The sequence below is a fragment of the Streptomyces sp. P9-A4 genome (assembly GCF_036634195.1).
In the GTDB taxonomy this organism is placed as follows: domain Bacteria; phylum Actinomycetota; class Actinomycetes; order Streptomycetales; family Streptomycetaceae; genus Streptomyces.
In genome coordinates this window covers 513928-530368 of record NZ_JAZIFY010000002.1, presented here as the reverse complement: position 1 = coordinate 530368, position 16441 = coordinate 513928, and the positions used below count along the sequence as shown (strand labels likewise).

15 protein-coding genes are annotated in these 16441 nt (G+C 72.6%); 7 read left to right on the top strand and 8 right to left on the bottom strand.

Translation table 11 applies throughout. The features are described from left to right. Positions 1–45: 45 nt before the first annotated feature. Positions 46–447, bottom strand: coding sequence for a DUF5997 family protein (locus V4Y03_RS33030; RefSeq protein ID WP_317875397.1), 402 nt, complete (start codon positions 445–447; stop codon positions 46–48). A 64-nt stretch (positions 448–511) separates the two neighbouring features. Between V4Y03_RS33030 and V4Y03_RS33025 the strand changes: the two genes are divergently transcribed. Together V4Y03_RS33025 and V4Y03_RS33020 are read left to right on the top strand one after the other, a co-directional pair. Further along, the gene (locus tag V4Y03_RS33025) at positions 512–1354 is read left to right on the top strand and encodes a LysR family substrate-binding domain-containing protein (protein ID WP_442809666.1); all 843 of its coding nucleotides are present in this window, start codon (positions 512–514) and stop codon (positions 1352–1354) included. Positions 1355–1418: 64 nt separating this feature from the next. Beyond that, entirely contained in the window at positions 1419–1997 is a 579-nt protein-coding gene (locus tag V4Y03_RS33020; protein WP_332437638.1) for a Type-2Aa cytolytic delta-endotoxin, read from the top strand. A 183-nt stretch (positions 1998–2180) separates the two neighbouring features. On the opposite strand, the gene V4Y03_RS33015 is transcribed toward V4Y03_RS33020, so the two are convergent. From V4Y03_RS33015 to V4Y03_RS33005, 3 genes are all read right to left on the bottom strand, one after another. Further along, positions 2181–3845, bottom strand: coding sequence for an FAD-dependent oxidoreductase (locus V4Y03_RS33015; RefSeq protein ID WP_332437637.1), 1665 nt, complete (start codon positions 3843–3845; stop codon positions 2181–2183). A gap of 91 nt (positions 3846–3936) precedes the next feature. Next, entirely contained in the window at positions 3937–4842 is a 906-nt protein-coding gene (locus V4Y03_RS33010; RefSeq protein ID WP_317875393.1) for an AurF N-oxygenase family protein, read from the bottom strand. A 229-nt stretch (positions 4843–5071) separates the two neighbouring features. After that, a complete protein-coding gene (locus tag V4Y03_RS33005; RefSeq protein ID WP_332437636.1) occupies positions 5072–6847 on the bottom strand; it encodes a S8 family peptidase in 1776 nt (591 codons plus the stop codon). Between the two features lie 207 nt (positions 6848–7054). On the opposite strand from V4Y03_RS33005, the gene V4Y03_RS33000 reads away from it, so the two are divergent. Together V4Y03_RS33000 and V4Y03_RS32995 are read left to right on the top strand one after the other, a co-directional pair. Then, a complete protein-coding gene (locus V4Y03_RS33000; protein WP_317877753.1) occupies positions 7055–7417 on the top strand; it encodes a DUF1304 domain-containing protein in 363 nt (120 codons plus the stop codon). Further along, the gene (locus V4Y03_RS32995) at positions 7414–7992 is read left to right on the top strand and encodes a TetR/AcrR family transcriptional regulator (RefSeq protein WP_317877754.1); all 579 of its coding nucleotides are present in this window, start codon (positions 7414–7416) and stop codon (positions 7990–7992) included. The genes V4Y03_RS33000 and V4Y03_RS32995 overlap by 4 nt, the downstream gene beginning before the upstream one ends. An 18-nt stretch (positions 7993–8010) precedes the next feature. Here the strand turns inward: V4Y03_RS32995 and V4Y03_RS32990 are convergent, their stop codons facing one another. Beyond that, entirely contained in the window at positions 8011–11001 is a 2991-nt protein-coding gene (locus tag V4Y03_RS32990; protein WP_332437635.1) for a carbohydrate binding domain-containing protein, read from the bottom strand. Between the two features lie 207 nt (positions 11002–11208). Here V4Y03_RS32990 and V4Y03_RS32985 point away from each other — a divergent pair, with 207 nt between their 5' ends. Next, positions 11209–11577, top strand: a complete 369-nt coding sequence (locus V4Y03_RS32985) for a YrdB family protein (protein ID WP_332437634.1) — start codon at positions 11209–11211, stop codon at positions 11575–11577. A 58-nt stretch (positions 11578–11635) separates the two neighbouring features. Here the strand turns inward: V4Y03_RS32985 and V4Y03_RS32980 are convergent, their stop codons facing one another. After that, complete coding sequence (locus tag V4Y03_RS32980; protein WP_317877757.1) at positions 11636–12091, bottom strand: MarR family winged helix-turn-helix transcriptional regulator; 456 nt, start codon at positions 12089–12091, stop codon at positions 11636–11638. A 120-nt stretch (positions 12092–12211) separates the two neighbouring features. Here V4Y03_RS32980 and V4Y03_RS32975 point away from each other — a divergent pair, with 120 nt between their 5' ends. After that, a complete protein-coding gene (locus V4Y03_RS32975; protein ID WP_332437633.1) occupies positions 12212–13678 on the top strand; it encodes an MFS transporter in 1467 nt (488 codons plus the stop codon). 91 nt (positions 13679–13769) lie between these two features. On the opposite strand, the gene V4Y03_RS32970 is transcribed toward V4Y03_RS32975, so the two are convergent. Further along, positions 13770–14576, bottom strand: coding sequence for a VOC family protein (locus V4Y03_RS32970; RefSeq protein ID WP_443079918.1), 807 nt, complete (start codon positions 14574–14576; stop codon positions 13770–13772). 173 nt (positions 14577–14749) lie between these two features. On the opposite strand from V4Y03_RS32970, the gene V4Y03_RS32965 reads away from it, so the two are divergent. Then, positions 14750–15382 (top strand): GNAT family N-acetyltransferase, encoded by a 633-nt coding sequence (locus V4Y03_RS32965; RefSeq protein ID WP_332437631.1) that lies wholly within the window; start codon positions 14750–14752, stop codon positions 15380–15382. Between the two features lie 27 nt (positions 15383–15409). Here the strand turns inward: V4Y03_RS32965 and V4Y03_RS32960 are convergent, their stop codons facing one another. Continuing rightward, positions 15410–16333, bottom strand: coding sequence for a helix-turn-helix domain-containing protein (locus V4Y03_RS32960; protein WP_332437630.1), 924 nt, complete (start codon positions 16331–16333; stop codon positions 15410–15412). Positions 16334–16441: the final 108 nt, after the last annotated feature.

Sequence of the window (16441 nt, the reverse complement as noted above, 5' to 3'; positions counted from 1 at the left end):
GACCGGTCGCGGCCCGGCGGGCCGCCCGGTCCCCGGACGCGGCGGTCAGGCGCCCTGCTCGCTCCGCGCCGCGCGCTCCGCGTCACGCTCCTTGATGCGGACGGTCTCCTTGCGGACCTCCGCCTGGGTGGCGCGCTCCTTCTGGAGCCACTCGGGCAGCTCCTGGCGCAGCTCGTCGATCTGCTCGGTGGTGAGCGGCTCGGTGATGCCGCCGCGCGCCAGACCGGCGATGGAGATGCCGAGTCGCTGCGCGACCACCGGGCGGGGGTGCGGACCGTTCTTCCTGAGCTCCTGGAGCCAGGCGGGCGGGTTCGCCTGGAGCTCGGTCAGCTCGGTGCGCGAGACGACACCCTCCTGGAACTCTGCGGGGGTGGCCTCGAGGTACACACCCAGCTTCTTCGCCGCGGTGGCGGGCTTCATCGTCTGGGTGTTCTGGTGCGACGTCATGGGGTCAAGGGTATCGAGCGTGCGGACGAACTCCGACCACGGCAGCTACCGGTAACCTGGCCGGGTGACAGGCTCGGACGCTTCCCCCTCAGATCCCCGTACGGATTCCCCCGCCGGCTCCCCGCCGTTCCGGCTGGCGTACGTGCCCGGTGTGACCCCCTCGAAGTGGGTGCGGGTCTGGAACGAGCGCCTGCCCGACGTGCCGCTGGCGCTTCTCGCCGTGACGCCCGCCGAGGCGTTCGGCGCGCTCCGGGAGGGCACGGCCGACGCCGGCCTGGTCCGGCTGCCCGTGGACGGGGACGACCTCAGCGCGATTCCCCTCTACACGGAGACGACCGTCGTGGTCCTCCCCAAGGACCACCTGTTCGCCGCCGCCGAGGAGGTGTCGGCCGACGACCTCGCCGACGAGCTGGTCCTGCACCCCCTCGACGACACCCTCGGCTGGGAGCGCCCGCCGGGCCGTGCGGCGAACGAGCGCCCGGAGACGACCGCCGACGCGATCGAACTGGTCGCCGCCGGTGTCGGTCTGATCGCCCTCCCCCAGTCGCTCGCCCGGCTGCACCACCGCAAGGACCTCACCTACCGGACGCTCACCGAGGTCCCGCAGTCGCGGGTGGCGCTCTCCTGGCTCGCCGCGGACGAGGCGCCCGACCTGGTGGAGGAGTTCATCGGCATCGTGCGCGGCCGCACGGTGAATAGCACCCGGGGCCGCCGCGCCGAGGCCCAGAAGGGCCAGAAGCAGCCGAAGGAACAGAAGGGCGGCCAGAAGTCGGGGAAGCCCGCCAGGGCGGGGAAGCCGGCGAGCGGCTCCCGTACGGCGGGCAGGCCCACGGCCCGCAGGAGCGGCGGCGCCGCCGGGGGCGCCGGCAAGGGCCGTACCGGCGGGAAGCCGCGCCGGAAGTCCTGATCCTCCGCATCACCCCTCCTGCATACTGACCCCTCCTGATCACCGAGATCACGCAGGAGGAGCTTTGGCCGCCAGTTTCAGGACCGTCGTCGAGGTCGCACCGGACCACCTCGATCAGGCCCGGTCCATCGACCGGGTGTTCCAGGAAGCGATCGCCCCGGCGACCGTCAACTTCGACTTCGACGCGATACGGGAGGCCGCCTCGGCCGTCCCCGACAGCACCGTGGTGAAGATGGTGCGGGGCTGGGGGCTCCAGGAGTACGCCCCCGTCCTCGTCATGGTGCTCTCGCTCAAGGAGGCCGTCCGGCAGGCCCTGCCTCCGGAGTGCGCGGAGGCCGGCTTCTGGGCCACCGTCGAGCGGGAACTCGTCCGGGCCTTCACGGGCCTCGCCGCGCAGGAGGGACAGCCCGGGCTCTCCTTCTACGAGGAGTCGGGGGAGCGGACCCGTTTCTACCGGGACCTGTTCTTCGCCCTCCAGGACGAGGAGACGGGCGAGCACATGTACGCGCTTGCCTTCTGTATCGACGTGACCGTCGAGCTGCCGAAGGCCGAGGCCGTCGCCCTCGAGCTGACGGACGTGGTGCCCTTCGCGGTGCGGCTCGACGCGATCGTGGTCCGCCAGGCCCTGGGCCTCGCGGCCTGACGTTCCACGTCGCCGTCCGTCGTACGCGACCGTGGGCAGGTCGTACGTCCTCCGTGGACGTACGCCGTACTACGCCGTACCGGCCCGCCGTCCCGGGCCGGAACCCCGTACGAGCCCCCGCGCAGCGCAAGCACCCGGGCGCCCGCCCGTGCCCCCGTACCCCCGTGCTTCCCCCGCGACACCTCAGCCCTTGAGCCGCCGCCGGCCCGCCCGCGCCGCCGCGACCAGCTCGGGAACCGTGGCGATCTTGACCCGGGGGCGCCCCGCGTCCCTCCCCCTGGCCCGCTCGGTCCGTTCGATGGCCGCGAGCCCGCGGGCGTCGACGAGGTGCCGGCTGCGGCTCCGCGTCAGCCGGCGGAATTCCCGGGCCGTACCCGTGGGCTTCGGCAGCGCCCCGGCGACCGCGTCCGCGAGCAGTGTCCCGACCGTCTCCTCCGCGCACGACCGGTTGGCGCCGATGCCGCCGGACGGCCCCCGCTTGATCCAGCCGACGACATAGCTCCCGGGCAGCCCGGTCACCCGTCCCGCCTCGTGCGGCACCGTTCCGCCGGCCTCGTCGAAGGGCAGCCCGGCGAGCGGGACGCCCCGGTAGCCGATCGCGCGGACGAGGAGTCCCGTGCCGATCTCCGTACCCGAGGGCGAACCCTCCTCGGTGACCCGCACCGCCCGTACCGAACCGTCGCCTACCGCCTCGACCGGGGCCGAGTGGAAGCGGAGGACGATCCGGCGCCGGCCCGGCGCGGGGGGCCGCGTCCAGTCCACCGTCTCGCGGACGACATCGCTCAGTAGCGCCGCCTTCTCGCCGGTGGCCGCCGCGTCGACGGCCGCGCCGGTGCGCGGGTCGCGGTCGTCGACGACGAGGTCCACGCCCGGCAGGTGCTTGAGGGCGAGCAGTTCGGAGCCGGTGTACGCCGCGTGCTCGGGGCCCCGGCGGCCGAGGAGTACGACCTCGCGGACCGGGGCGGCGCGCAGTGCCGCGAGGGCGTGGTCGGCGATGTCCGTGGCGGCGAGTTCGGCGGGGTCCATGACGAGGACGCGGGCGACGTCCAGGGCGACGTTGCCGTTGCCGACGACGACGACCCGTTCGGTGGAGGCGTCCAGGGGGACGGCGTCGGCACCGGTCTCGGGGTGGGCGTTGTACCAGGAGACGACGGAGGTCGCCGAGACACTGCCGGTCAGCTCCTCGCCGGGGATGCCGAGCCGCCGGTCGGAGGGCGCGCCGACCGCGTAGACCACCGCGTCGTGGTGTGCGGCGAGTTCCCCCGCGGTGACGTCCTTGCCGACCTCCACGCCGAGCCGCATCGTGACCCGGGGGTGGGAGTGGAAGCGGGCGAAGGTGTCGCCCGCGCCCTTGGTGGCGGGGTGGTCGGGTGCCACGCCGTACCGGAGGAGTCCGCCGGCGACCGGGAGCCGGTCGATCAGCGTCACCTGGGCGTTGGTGTGGAGGAGCAGGTCCTCGGCGGCGTACATGCCGGCCGGTCCGGTGCCGACGACCGCGATGCGCAGCGGCGCGAAGTCGGCGGGCAACGACCGGGGGAAGGCGGGCGCGCCCCAGGGGTGGAAGGTGGGGGAGACGGGCGTCGGCGCGGGTGTCCGGCCCGCGTAGTAGGCGGCGTTGATCGCCTCGTACGCGCGGAGCCGTCCGGTGAGCCGGTCCGCGGGGAAGATCGCGTCGACCGGGCAGGCGTCGGCGCAGGCCCCGCAGTCGATGCAGGTCTGCGGGTCGATGTACAGCATCTCCGTGGTGCCGAAGTCCGGTTCCTCGGGCGTCGGGTGGATGCAGTTGACCGGGCAGACGGCGATGCACGTCGCGTCGTTGCAGCAGGTCTGGGTGATGGCGTAGGTCATGGCAGCGGCTCGGCTCTGCTCGTCGGGGTCTGCGGGTCGGGCGCGTCGGGTCCCGCGCGGCGTGCGCGCGCGTCGGGTCCTCGGGTCCGGCTCAGAGGAGGTGGGCGCGCTTGTAGAAGAAGAGCGCCGGGCGGGTGAGCATGCCGACGTCGGAGAGGAACTCCATCAGCCCGGCGCAGCTGGCGCGGAGCTGGGACTTGTAGTGCTCGTTGGCGGCGGCCTCGCGGCGGGCGCGTTCCGCGTCGAGCCCGGCGCGCACGTACACCTCGGGGTTCACCAGGTTGGTGATGATGTAGTACGCGGCGATGGCGACCACGAGGGACTGGAACTGGCGGCGGGCGCGGCTCGCGCGGGCGAGGTGGCGGCGGGTCTCGTCCCGGGCGAACTTCATGTGCCGGGACTCCTCGACGACATGGATGTTGTTGATCGTGCGGACGAAGGGGACCACCCGCTCGTCGCGCATCCAGTCGCGCTGCATGACGTCGAGGACCTCCTCGGCGACGAGGATGCCGGCGTACGCGGCCTCGCCGAAGCCGACGGTCTTCATGAAGCGTCCGAGTTCGAGCACCGCGCGCCGGGGCCGGTAGGCGGGTGCGCCGAGCTTCTGGGAGCCGCGGGCGAACATGATGGAGTGCCGGCACTCGTCGGCGATCTCGGTCAGGGCCCACTGGAACCGGGGGTCGGTGTGGTCCATGAGGTAGATGTCGCGGAGCACCATCTGCTGGAGGATCATCTCGAACCAGATGCCGGTGCTGGCCACCGAGGCGGACTCCTGCCGGGTCAGCTCCTTGCGCTGGTCCTCGGTCATCTCGTTCCAGTACGCGGTGCCGTAGAGGCTGTTCCACTCGGGGCTCTGGCCGTGGAAGTCCTTGTCGAGGGGAGTGTCCCAGTCCACCTCGACGGCGGGGTCGTACGAGAGCTTGGCGGCCGACCGGAGCAGCCGCTCGGCGACGTCGTCCTGGTCGTGGTTCTCCGGGCGAACGGTGCTGCTTGCCATGGTGCGGCTCCTCGGGGTCGCTCGGTCGGCTCGGGCGCTTGTTAGACGCCGCGTCTAGCAAGCTTGTTAGACGGAACGTATAGCAAGAGCCGCGGGAGGCCTACCCCTCGGTACGGACTTTCTCTCCACCGGGTTACCCGGGGTACGCGAACGGGGCCGGAGCCATGGCGGCTCCGGCCCCGTTCCCCGGGCAGGGACGTGCTGTTCGGGAGGTGCTGTTCGGGAGGTGCTAGAAGGTCAGGTTCCAGGCGTCGATCCTGCCCGAGTCCTGGGTCGCGTTGTCGTTCACGCGGAGCTTCCAGACCCCGTTCGCGACCTCCGCGGAGGCGTTGACGGTGTAGGTCTGGGTGATGTTGTCCGTACCGCTGCCCGTGTGGTTGTGCAGCGTGTACACGGTGCCGTCGGGGGCCACCAGGTCGACCTTCAGGTCACCGATGTAGGTGTGCTTGATGTCGACGCCCACCTTGAGGGTGGCCGGGGCGTTGCCCGTCACCCCGCTGACCGTGATCGGGCTCTCGACCGTGGAGTTGTCCGCGATCGTGACGTCCGTGAGGTTCTCGAAGTACGCGCCGGGAGGCGTGGTGGAGCCGCCGATCGCCTTGAGGGCGTCGACGCGGCCCTCGCCGAAGAAGCTGTTCTTCGCCGTGGTGCCGGTGCAGCGGTTGTCCGCCGGGCAGGCCAGGTCGGTGGCCTGCTCACCGAGCTTCGCCCGGATGTCCGCCGGGGTGTACGCCGGGTTGGCGCCGGCCAGCAGCGCGGCCACGCCCGCCACGTGCGGGGAGGCCATCGACGTGCCGCTCATCGAGGTGTACTTGCCGCCGGGGATCGTGCTGTAGACGGACTCGCCGGGAGCCGAGACCTCGATGACGTCACGGCCGTAGTTGGAGAACGAGGCCTTGGACGAGCCGCTGGTGCCGTTCGCCGCGACCGTGACCACGCCCGGCAGCTCGGCCGGGATGTCGAGGCAGTCGTTGGTGATCGTCCGGGTCACCGGCGTCGAGTCGTTGGGGCTCGACGAGTCCGTGGTCTTGTTGGCCAGGTCGACATTGGAGTTGCCGGCCGCCGCGACCTGGAGCGAGCCCTTGCTCTCGGCGTACGCCTGGGCGCGGCCCACGCCCTCCAGGATGGCCGCCTGGTCGAGGTTGTTCGGGCAGTTGAACTGCCACGGGTCCGTGTAGTAGCTGTTGTTGGTGACCTTGAAGCCGTGGTCACCGGCCCACACCAGACCGCAGATGGTGTTCTCGGCGAAGAACAGGGTGCTGCCGGGCTCGGCGATGCGCACCGAGGAGATCTTCACGCCCGGCGCGACGCCGATGGCGCCCTTGCCGTTCTTGGCCGCGGCGACCGTGCCGGCGACGTGGGTGCCGTGCTGGTCGACATCGCGCCAGGCTCCGGCGCGGGTGTCCGTCTTGCCGTACGCGCAGGAGACCGAGTCCGCGGCGTTGAAGTTCGGCGCCAGGTCCTGGTGCTGGTCGTCCACGCCGGTGTCCAGGATGCCGACCTTCACCGAGGCGGAGCCCGGGTTGACGGCCCAGGCCTGGTCGGCCTTGATCTGGGTCATGTCCGAGCGGACCGGCTCGGTCGTGGGGGCGGCGGACTGTGCCGGATTGGCCGGGAGCGCCGGGTTGTAGGCGTCGGCGGGGACGTCGGAGGTGCGCGTCGCGCCGACCTTCTGGACGCCGGAGACGCCGCGCATCGTGGCGGCGAAGGTGGCGGAGGCCGAGTGCGCGACGATCACGCCGATCGCGTCGTACGAGGCGAAGACCGAGCCGCCGTTGTTCGCGACGGCGGTGCGGACGGCGGTGGTGTCGCCCGGGGTCGTGACGACCAGGTAGGCGCGGGTGCCCGCGGCCCAGGCGGCGGGCGCCGCGGCGGCTGCCGGTGCCGCGGCCGGACCGGCCGAGCGGGCGGCGAGGGGCTCGTTGTCCAGGGGGGCGGCCTGTGCCAGGCCGACGGTCGTGCCGAGCGCCAGGGTCGTGCCGAGCGCGAGGGCCGAGAGTCTCATCCGGCCGGATATGTGGGAAAACAATGCGTCCTCCGATGGCCCGGTGGCGCGGGTGGCGCCCGCCGGGCCCTGTGGTGTGTGGGGTGGAGGCAAGATCCCAGACTCCCCGGGCGGAAGGAAGCGTTCAGACACGGCCCAGGGAGATCCTGGACAGGTGTCCATGTATGCTGGACATCTGTCCAGGAAATCAGGGTGAAGGAGTAGGCGATGGAGACGACCGCGAACGTGCTGGTGGGCCTGGTGGCCGCCCTGCACGCGTACATCCTGGTCCTGGAGATGTTCCTGTGGGAGCGGAAGCCGGGGCGCGAACTGTCGGGCTTCGACGCCGAGATGGCCCGCGCCACCGCGCCGCTCGCCGCCAACCAGGGCCTCTACAACGGCTTCCTCGCCGCCGGACTCGTCTGGGGGCTGATCGCGGGGGACCCCACCGGACACCGGGTGCAGATCTTCTTCCTCGCCTTCGTCGTCATCGCCGGCCTGTACGGCGGCGCCACCGCGAACCGCCGCATCCTGGTCGCCCAGGCGCTCCCCGGCGCGCTCGCCCTCGGCGCCGTACTCCTCAGCCGGTGAACCGGCCGACGGAGCCGGCGCCGGGCGACCCCCGCGCCGCCAGGACCCGGGCCAAGCTGAGGCAGGCCCTCCTCGACGAGTGCGCGGAGCGCCCGCTGCCGGAGGTCACCATCGCCACCCTGGTCCGCCGGGCCGGAGTCGGCCGCGCCACCTTCTACGTCCACTACGCCGACCTGGAGGCGCTGGCCGTCGACGCCTGCGCCGACGTGGTCCGCGAGGCGGTCGACGCACTGCACGCCTGGCGCGGCGTCCCCGACCCGGCGGCCCCGCCGCCCGCGCTCCGCGAGTTCCTCACCGGCCTCGCCCCGCACGCGGGCCTCTACCGCGCCCTGCTGCGCCCGGGGGGCGGCGGGCCGCTCGGTCTCGTGCTCCACGAGGACCTGCGGGCCCGCAGCTTCCACGAGCGCAGCCTGGCGGGCGCGCCCGAGCCGGAGCTGATCGCCTCGGCCGTCGCCGCGACCTTCGCCGGGGTGCTGGCGGACTGGCTGCACGGCCTGGTCGAGGGTGACCCCGACCGGATCGCCCACCAGGTCTGGCGCCTCCTTGTCACCCTGCACCGCACACCGCTGGGGTAGCGGGGCCGGGCCCTTCGGCTACTTCAGGTACGGGCCCGAAGTCCCGATCCTGCCGGGGCCGTTCAGGACGTACACCCGCAGGTTGCCCTTGCCGGGGGCGGCGACGGTGAGGGTGCCGCCGGTGACGACGCGGACTTCGCCGGTGACGGCGTCCGTGTACGTGCCGTCGGGGATGCCCGTGTACGTGGCGCTGCCCGTGACCGTGACCAGAGCGAAGCTGTCCGTGCCGCCCGCGGTGTAGCGCCGCTTGAAAGCCATGCCGCCGGAGATGCCCTCGGTGGAGTACTGGCCCATCTGGAGCGCGGGGATCGCGCGCCGGATCAGGTTGAGCCGCTGCACATGCTGCACCAGGGGCTGTTGCAGGGTCGTCGCGACCGCACCGGAGGCCGAGGCGACCCGGGAGAAGTCGGAGGCCGTGACGGATCCTGCGACATGGTCACCGAAGTAGGCGCGGCCGGTGTCGGCGAGCGGGCAGGCCGGCCCGCAGTCGATCTTCTTCCCCTTCTGGAACTCGATCTCGGAGCCGTAGTAGAGCGTCGGGATGCCCCGGAAGGTCCACATCAGGGACATGTTCTCGGCCCAGGCGTCCGTGCCGCCCGCGTACCGCTCGCTCGACTTGTTCGGGCCGTAGTCGTGGCTGTCGACGTAGACGACGTTGTAGGTGGCGTCGTTGTAACTGTCGTCCGAGTCCTTGCCGTTGAAGAAGGCGTTCGACGCGTCGCCGAAGTTCATGTGCATGCGCATGTCGATGACGTTCATGCCCGAGAACCGGCTGTGGTCGGGGGTGTGGTAGCTGTTCCCGGACAGGAAGGCGTTCGTCGAGGTGGGCTGGTTACCCGTGCCCTGCTGCTGTTCGTAGTCGTACATCTCCAGGGCGGCCCTGGTGTCGTCGGCGTCGTACTCCTTGCGCTCCTTCCAGGTGTGGAACTGCGCGGAGTGGTTCACCGAACCGCGGTTCCACTTGTCGTTGACGAAAGCGGCGACCTCGCCGAAGACGAAGAAGTTCTTCGCCGCCTCGGCCCCGTGCCGCTGGGTCACCCGCTCCTGGACGGCCGGCAGGAAGCGGCGGTTCCAGGTCGTCCGGGGGATGTGCACGGCCGTGTCGACGCGGAAGCCGTCGACGCCCATGTCGATGTACTTGTCGTACGCGCCGATCAGATAGTTCTGCACGGTCGGGTTCTCGGTGTTGAAGTCGGCCAGGTCCTCGTGCAGCCAGCAGGAGCGCGAGTCCTCGCCCTCCCAGTTGCCGATCCAGCACTGGTGGTAGAGCGACTTCGGGAACATGCCCGAAGTGGGGCTCGGCCACTGGCAGTTGTAGACCGTGTAGCCCTCGGCGCTCTTCCCGCCGGTCGGCTTGCCCCAGTTGACGCAGGTGTTGCCGGTGGGCTCGGCCGTCGACCACAGGTCGCCGTTGTAGTACGACTTCCCGCTCTTCGGGTCGATCGTCAGGCCGTCGTACTCGAAGCCGGGCTGCTTCTCGTCGTAGTACCAGCTCCACTGGCTGTCGCGCACGCCGTAGACGGTGGGGACGAACAGGCCCTTGGCGCCCCAGCGGGAGGAGTGGTTGTAGACGACGTCCTGGTAGATCTTCATGCCCTTGGCGTGGGCCGCGTCGATCAGGTCCTGGTAGGAGGCGCCCGCGGACTCCAGGCGCGGGTCGACCTTGTAGAAGTCGTAGCCGTGGTAGCCGTGGTAGTCGTAGTCCGAACGGTTGAGGACCACCGGGGTGACCCATATCGCGGAGAACCCGAGGCCCTTGACGTAGTCCAGCTTCTGGATGAGGCCCTTGAAGTCGCCCCGGAACATGGGGTCGTCGTTCGCGGCGTTGCCCGACTTGGTGTGCTGGCTGCCGCCGCGGTTGTTCGACGGGTCGCCGTCGTTGAAGCGGGCGGTGAGGACGAAGTAGATCGGGTCCTTGCGCGGGTCGGTGCCCAGCGGCTTCCCGGTGGCGGGCGTCGTGGGCGCGTCCCCGGTGGTGGCGGTCGCGGGGGCGGAGGCGGCGGAGACGTTCCCGGCGGCGTCCACGGCCCTCACCGTGTAGGTGTACGCGGTCCGCTGGGCGAGGCCCGTGTCGGAGAAGACGGTGGAGGCGATGTCCGTCACGACCGTGCCGCCGCTGCCGCCGACCCGGGTGACCTGGTACTTCGTCACGCCCCTGTCGTCGGTGGCGGGGTCCCAGGTGAGCAGCACCGAGGTGCCGTCGGCCACCGTGGTGAGCCGCGCGGGGGCGGTCGGGGCCTGGGTGTCGGGTGCCTCGGCGGCGCACGGGTCGGCGGCGTTCGCCGTCACCACGTTGTTCTTGACGCTGCTGACGCCGGTGCCGAGGGCGTAATCGGAGCCCTTGTTGTTGTCCCAGGTGCCGTTGCCGTTGTTGAAGGCGGCCTTGAGGGAGGTGGCGGTGCCGAGGTCGATCTCGCGCTTCCACCAGCCCGCGCAGGCGGCCCGCATGCCGACGCCGGGGACGGCGGTCCAGGCGCCGCCCGCGGGCTGGTAGTGGATGTTGGCGGTGGACCAGCCGAGGGCCTCGGTGGAGTAGTAGACGGTGGCCCTGGCGCCGGGGGAGGGCGTCGGGTCCGGACCGGTTCCGGCGCAGGGGTCGGAGTGGGCGACGACCCCGTCCTTGACAGTGATGTTCCCGGTGCCCAGGGCGTAGTTCTTGCCGCCGTTGTTGTCCCAGGTACCGCTGCCGTTGTTGAAGGTGGCCGCCAGCCCGGTGGCGGTGCCCAGGGTGACGGTCTTCTTCACCCAGTCCGTGCAGGCGGGCTCCATGGCGACACCGGGGACCGTGGTCCAGGCGCCGCCGTCGGGGGCGTAATGCAGGTTGTAGGCGGCCCAGTTCTTCGTCTTCGTCCAGTAGAAGACGGTCGCCGTGGTGTCGGCGGTGGCCGCGGCCGGGGCGGTGCGGGGGGAGGGGGCGTCGGGTGGGGCGGCGAGCAGGCCGACCAGGCCGGCGGCCACGGCCAGGACGGCCAGCGGGCGTCCGGGCGGACGGGTGGGGATGCGGCTCATCTGATGCTCCAGGCGGAGGCGCGTTCCGTACGGGCCGGTTGGGGGGACGGGGATCGGCGCCGTTGGAAACACAGTCGGAAAGTTTCTGAAACGTCTTGCGTCGGGCGGAAGTTACCGCTGCCGGGACCCGGAGGTAAAGACTTCTGACGGAAGCGGCGTCTACGCTCGGGGCGGCCCGCGTGTGCGATGGACGTCGAGAGGTTCCCGATGAAGCTGCCCGCCCCGCTGAGCGTGTTCAACGAAGGGCTGGCGTTCCTGCTGGAGCTCGCGGCCCTGGCGGTGCTGGCCTGGTGGGGCTGGGAGAGCGCGGAGAACACGGCGCTACGACTCCTGCTGGCGGCAGCCGCGCCCGCGCTGGCGGCCGTCGTCTGGGGCCTGTTCGCCGCCCCGAAGGCGCGGTTCCAAGTGTCGCTGGCGGCAGTCCTGGCGGTGAAGGCCCTGGTCTTCGGCGCGGCGGCACTCGCGCTCTACGCTCTGGACCGACCGGGGTGGGCGGTGACGTTCGCGGCGGTGGCGCTGGTCAACACGGCCTTGGCGGCGACGGACCGGCGGGCGGCGATGCGGCGGGGCGCCTGAGGGGTTCGGTCGGCGCGGCGCCTGGGAGGTGGCGCCGCGCCACGCCTGACGGGGTGGGTCACGGCCGGGGCCAGGGGCGGCCCTCCAGGCGTTCGATGTCCCGGTTGAAGCGTTCCAGGTAGGCGGCGAAGTGGGCCACGTCCTCGGGGGACCAGTGCTCCATCACCCGTTCCAGGCCTTCGATGTTCGAGGTCCGGTCGGCTTCCAGGCGGCGCTCGCCCTCGTCCGTGATGCGGAACTTGCGGGCGATCCCGCCGTCCGGGTCGGGGATGCGCTCCACGACTCCGGCGCGCAGCATCGCCGCCGTCTGCCGGTTGAGGGTGGAGGCGTCGAGGCCGAAGGCCTCGCTGAGCTGTCCGATGGACATCGGCCCGTGCATCCGGATGCGGGTGAGCAGGACGTACGCGCTGCGGTCGAGGTGGCCGCCGGCCGCCCGGGAGCGCGGCCCGTACAGGTGTGTGTGCCGTCCGATCAGCATGCTCTCGAACTCGACCAGGTGGGTGGGCTTGTCCATGTGTCCATTCTCTCCTGTCGCCGGAGTGCATGCATCCAGCACAACTTGTGCATGCTGCAATCGATGTGCATGATGCACACTACAGTTCCGAAAATCCGAAGAAGTACCGAGGGAGAACCCGTGGACGGCTCCAAGCCCGACGCCCGACCCGGAGGCGTCGTCGGCGTCCTCGCGCTCGCGGGCATCGTGGCCGCACTCATGCAGACACTGGTGGTGCCGCTCATCGGCGACTTGCCCAAGCTGCTCGACACCACCGCGTCCAACGCGTCCTGGGTCATCACCGCCACCCTGCTCGCGGGCGCCGTCGCCACCCCCGTCGCGGGACGGCTCGGCGACACCCTCGGCAAGCGGCGCGTCCTGCTCGTCTCCGTCATCCCGCTCGTCGCCGGCTCGGTGGTCTGCGCGCTCGCCTCCTCCGTCGTCCCGATGATCGTCGGACGCGGACTCCAGGGCCTCGGCATGGGCGTCGTCCCCCTCGGCATCAGCCTGCTGCGCGACATCCTGCCGCCCGAGAAGCTCGGCGGCTCCATCGCCCTGATGAGCGCCTCCATGGGCGTCGGCGGCGCCCTCGGCCTGCCCTTCTCCGCCGCCGTCGCCGAGAACGCCAGCTGGCGCGTGCTCTTCTGGGTCGCCGCCGGCCTGAGCGTCGTCGTCGGCATCCTGATCTGGCGCGTCGCCCCCGCAGGCCACCGCGCCCCCGCCACGGGCCGCTTCGACATCCCCGGAGCCCTCGGCCTCGGCATCGGACTCGTCGCCCTGCTGCTCGCCGTCTCCAAGGGCGCCACCTGGGGCTGGGGCAGCGCCACCACCCTCGGCCTCTTCGCCGTCGCCGTCGTCGTCCTGCTCGCCTGGGGCCGCTGGGAGCTCCGTACCCCCGAACCCCTCGTCGACCTGCGCGTCACCGCCCGCCCGGTCGTCCTGATGACCAACCTGGCGTCCGTCCTCGTCGGATTCGCCATGTACGCGCAGTCCCTGGTCGTCCCCCAGCTGTTCCAGCTGCCCGAGGCCACCGGCTACGGACTCGGCCAGTCGATGATGGCCATGGGCCTGTGGATGGCCCCGGCCGGCCTGATGATGATGATTCTCGCGCCGCTCGGCGCCAAGCTCTCGGCCGCCCGCGGCCCCAAGGTCACGCTCTCCGTCGGCGCCCTGGTCATCGCCGCCGGATACGGCTCCTCGCTCGCCCTGATGGGCTCCACCTGGGGGCTGCTGGCCGTGACCCTCATCTGCAACACCGGCGTCGGCCTCGCCTACGGAGCCATGCCGGCCCTCATCATGGGCGCCGTCCCGTTGCGGGAGACCGCCTCCGCGAACAGCTTCAACACCCTCATGCGCTCCATCGGCACCTCCGTGTCCGCCGCCGTGATCGGTGTCGTCCTCGCCCAGATGACCACGACCCTCGGCGGCCACGCGCTGCCCTCCGAGGACGGCTTCCGCGTCGCCATGCTCATCGGCTGCGGGGTCGGCCTGGTCGCCGCCGTCGTCGCCGCCCTGATCCCGGCCCGGGTCGCGGCGGCCGGTGCGGGCGACCCGGCCGGTGCCGGTGCCGGGAGCGCTCCGGTGGCCGCGTCCGAGGCCACCGCCTGAGAGCCCGACTTCCGGAGAGTCCTCCAGGGAAAGGGCCCCGCCCACCGCCGAGACGCGGTGGGCGGGGCCCTTCGCCTGTACGGCGACCGCCCTACGGCCCGTCCCCGCCGGGCGCGGCGCCCAGGTCCTCCGCCTCCAGCGTGAACAGGGCCCCGTCCGGGTCCCGCACCACCGCCCGGCGTCCGTCCTCGCCCGCCGGAGGGCGTACCCCGCCCCACTCGCCGCCCGGGACCAGCTCCCCGCCGTGCTCCACGACCGAGGCCTTCGCCGCCGCCAGGTCCCGCACCCGGAACCGTACGAGCCACCGGGGCCTCGTCTGCGGAGTCGACGAGGCGGACTCGACCGGACCGCTGTCCAGGCGGGCCACGGCCTCGCCCTCGCGCCGCAGCACCACCGCGTCGTGCTCGTACGAGACCTCGCAGCTGCCCGGACTCCCGTCCGCCCAGCGGAGCACCCCGCCGTAGAACACCGCCGCGTCGAACGCGTTGCGCGTGTGCAGCTCCAGCCAGGCCGGCGCCTGCCGCTCACCGACGTGCCAGCCCGACATCAGCTCCCCCTCCCACACCCCGAACGCCGCGCCCTCCAGATCGGTGGCGAGCGCCGCACGGCCCGGCGGGAAGGCGACCGGCCCCACCCCGACCGTGCCGCCGCGCTCCCTGATCCGGGCGACCGCCGTATCGGCGTCGTCGACGGCGAAGAACACCGTCCAGGCCACCGGCATCGCCGGCTCGGCGGCCAGCGCCGCGATCCCGGCCACCGGTACGCCGTCCCGCTCGGCCACCGCGAACGCCTCGCCCAGGGAACCGTGCCGGAACGTCCAGCCCAGCACCGCCCCGTAGAAGCCCTTCGCCGCGCCCAGATCCCGTGCGGCCAGATTCAGCCAGCACGGTGCTCCCATCGCCTCCCCGGTCTTCGGCCCCGACACCGGCACCACCTCCTCGTCCTGCCTCCAGCGTGCGTCGTGCGCGCCATCCCCGCCTCGTGACGGCGCATGCGCCGGTTCACCCACCTGCCGCCGATCTCCACCCGCCCGGGTGCGCCGGACGCCGGGCGGACGGGTACCGTCCGGTCATGCGCCCTCCGTACGTCACCCTCCGTGAATCCCCCGAAGGCACGGCTCGCAGGGCGGGTGACGGCGGCCGAACGCACCCCACCGTCCCCCTGCTGCTCCGCCCGTGGACGTACGAGGACGCCGGGACGCTCGTACGCCACCACCGCGACCCGCAGCTGCGCGCATGGCTCGCCACCCACCTGGACACCGCCGAGCAGGCGCGTACCTGGGTGGACGCCCAGAACGAGGGGTGGGCGGCCGGACGCCGGGCGGCGTTCGCCGTCACCGAGGACACCGCGACGGGCCCTTCGCCGGCGCTCGGACACATCGCCCTCACCGGCGCGGGCGCGGCACCCGTACGCGTCGGCTACTGGACGGCCCCCGAGGCACGGGGGCGCGGGATCGCCACCCGGGCCCTCACGCTCGTCACCCGGTGGGCGGCGCACGACGAAGGGCCCTTCGCGGGGCGCGCCCTGGAACTCGTGCACGCCGTCGGCAACGAGGGCTCCTGCCGGACGGCCCTGGCCTGCGGCTACACCCTCACCGACACCCTGCGGGCCGCGCCGCCCGCCCGGCCCCGGGCCCAGCACCTCCACACGGCGGCCGGACCCCGGCCCGCCCGCGCGGCTCAGCGCGCCGCCCGGGAGGCGTAGGCCCGTACACCGGCGCGGGAGACGGCGTCAGGCCGTGCGCTCCCGGACCTCGGCCCGCAGCGCGGTGGAGAGCTGGTGGTGGAGGACGCCGAGGACCGGCTCGTCGGGGGCGAACAGGGCGTCGGCGAGCTTCCAGTAGCGGACGATCAGGGGACCCTCCCGGGCCGCCAGCAGACCGGTCAGCCGGCGCCGGAACGCCGGGGTGTCATGGACCCCGAGCGCGTGGGCGTAGGCGGCGACGAAGCCGTCCAGGACCCCCGCGTCCGCCGGGCCCCGCCCGGCGCGTACCGCGTCCCAGGCCGCTTCGTACGCCTCCGCCAGCCCCTCGTACAGCACGTCCGGCCGGTACTCCCCGTCCGGCAGCGGACGCGCCGCCCGCACCTCGGCCTCGTCGAGGCGCCGGCCCGAGACGAGGTCGTGCAGCCGCGCGAAGGCCAGTACCTGCGCGGGAGTCGGCTCCGCCGGAGCCGTCGGCACCACCGAGTCCAGGACCGCCGTCACCACCCGGCCCGGCAGCCGGGCCGGCAGGACACGGCGCCAGAACCGGGCAAGCGCCGTCGTGTCGGGCGGCAGCGGCACCGCGCCGACCAGCCGCAGCCGCTCGGACCGCTCCCCGGCCGGGGCGTCCCGGACCAGCCGCAGCGACGCCTCGCGCCAGCGCAGCGCGGCCAGTTGGCCGCCCAGCTCGCGCAACCGGCCCGACACGACCTCCTCCAGGGCCTCGTCACGGTCGAGGACCCGCTCGACATCGGGGACGGGCAGTCCGAGGGAGCGCAGGGAGCGGATGAGGACGAGCCGGTCGAGCGCCTCGGGGCCGTACCGGCGGTGCCCGCCGGAGCTGCGCACGGCCTCGGGCAGCAGTCCCCGGTCGGAGTAGTAGCGCACGGTCTTCACGGTGGTCCCCGCGCGTTCGGCGAGCTCCCCGATGCTCCACAGCCCGTCGGTCGACACGACGTGAGCCCCCCTCAGGGGCCCGCCCGGAACCCCGCGTACGTCTCTGGTGGTCGACTTCAGTGTGCGGCACGGCCTGCCCCGCCGTGCGGCCCCGAGACCGTTCCC

Bases quoted from the DNA above. Each gene is read 5' to 3' on its own strand.
- V4Y03_RS33030 (WP_317875397.1), bottom strand. From the start codon at position 447: ATGACGTCGCACCAGAACACCCAGACGATGAAGCCCGCCACCGCGGCG.
- V4Y03_RS33015 (WP_332437637.1), bottom strand. From the start codon at position 3,845: ATGACCTACGCCATCACCCAGACCTGCTGCAACGACGCGACGTGCATC.
- V4Y03_RS33010 (WP_317875393.1), bottom strand. From the start codon at position 4,842: ATGGCAAGCAGCACCGTTCGCCCGGAGAACCACGACCAGGACGACGTC.
- V4Y03_RS33005 (WP_332437636.1), bottom strand. From the start codon at position 6,847: ATGAGACTCTCGGCCCTCGCGCTCGGCACGACCCTGGCGCTCGGCACG.
- V4Y03_RS33000 (WP_317877753.1), top strand. From the start codon at position 7,055: ATGGAGACGACCGCGAACGTGCTGGTGGGCCTGGTGGCCGCCCTGCAC.
- V4Y03_RS32990 (WP_332437635.1), bottom strand. From the start codon at position 11,001: ATGAGCCGCATCCCCACCCGTCCGCCCGGACGCCCGCTGGCCGTCCTG.
- V4Y03_RS32985 (WP_332437634.1), top strand. From the start codon at position 11,209: ATGAAGCTGCCCGCCCCGCTGAGCGTGTTCAACGAAGGGCTGGCGTTC.
- V4Y03_RS32980 (WP_317877757.1), bottom strand. From the start codon at position 12,091: ATGGACAAGCCCACCCACCTGGTCGAGTTCGAGAGCATGCTGATCGGA.
- V4Y03_RS32970 (WP_443079918.1), bottom strand. From the start codon at position 14,576: ATGGGAGCACCGTGCTGGCTGAATCTGGCCGCACGGGATCTGGGCGCG.
- V4Y03_RS32965 (WP_332437631.1), top strand. From the start codon at position 14,750: ATGCGCCCTCCGTACGTCACCCTCCGTGAATCCCCCGAAGGCACGGCT.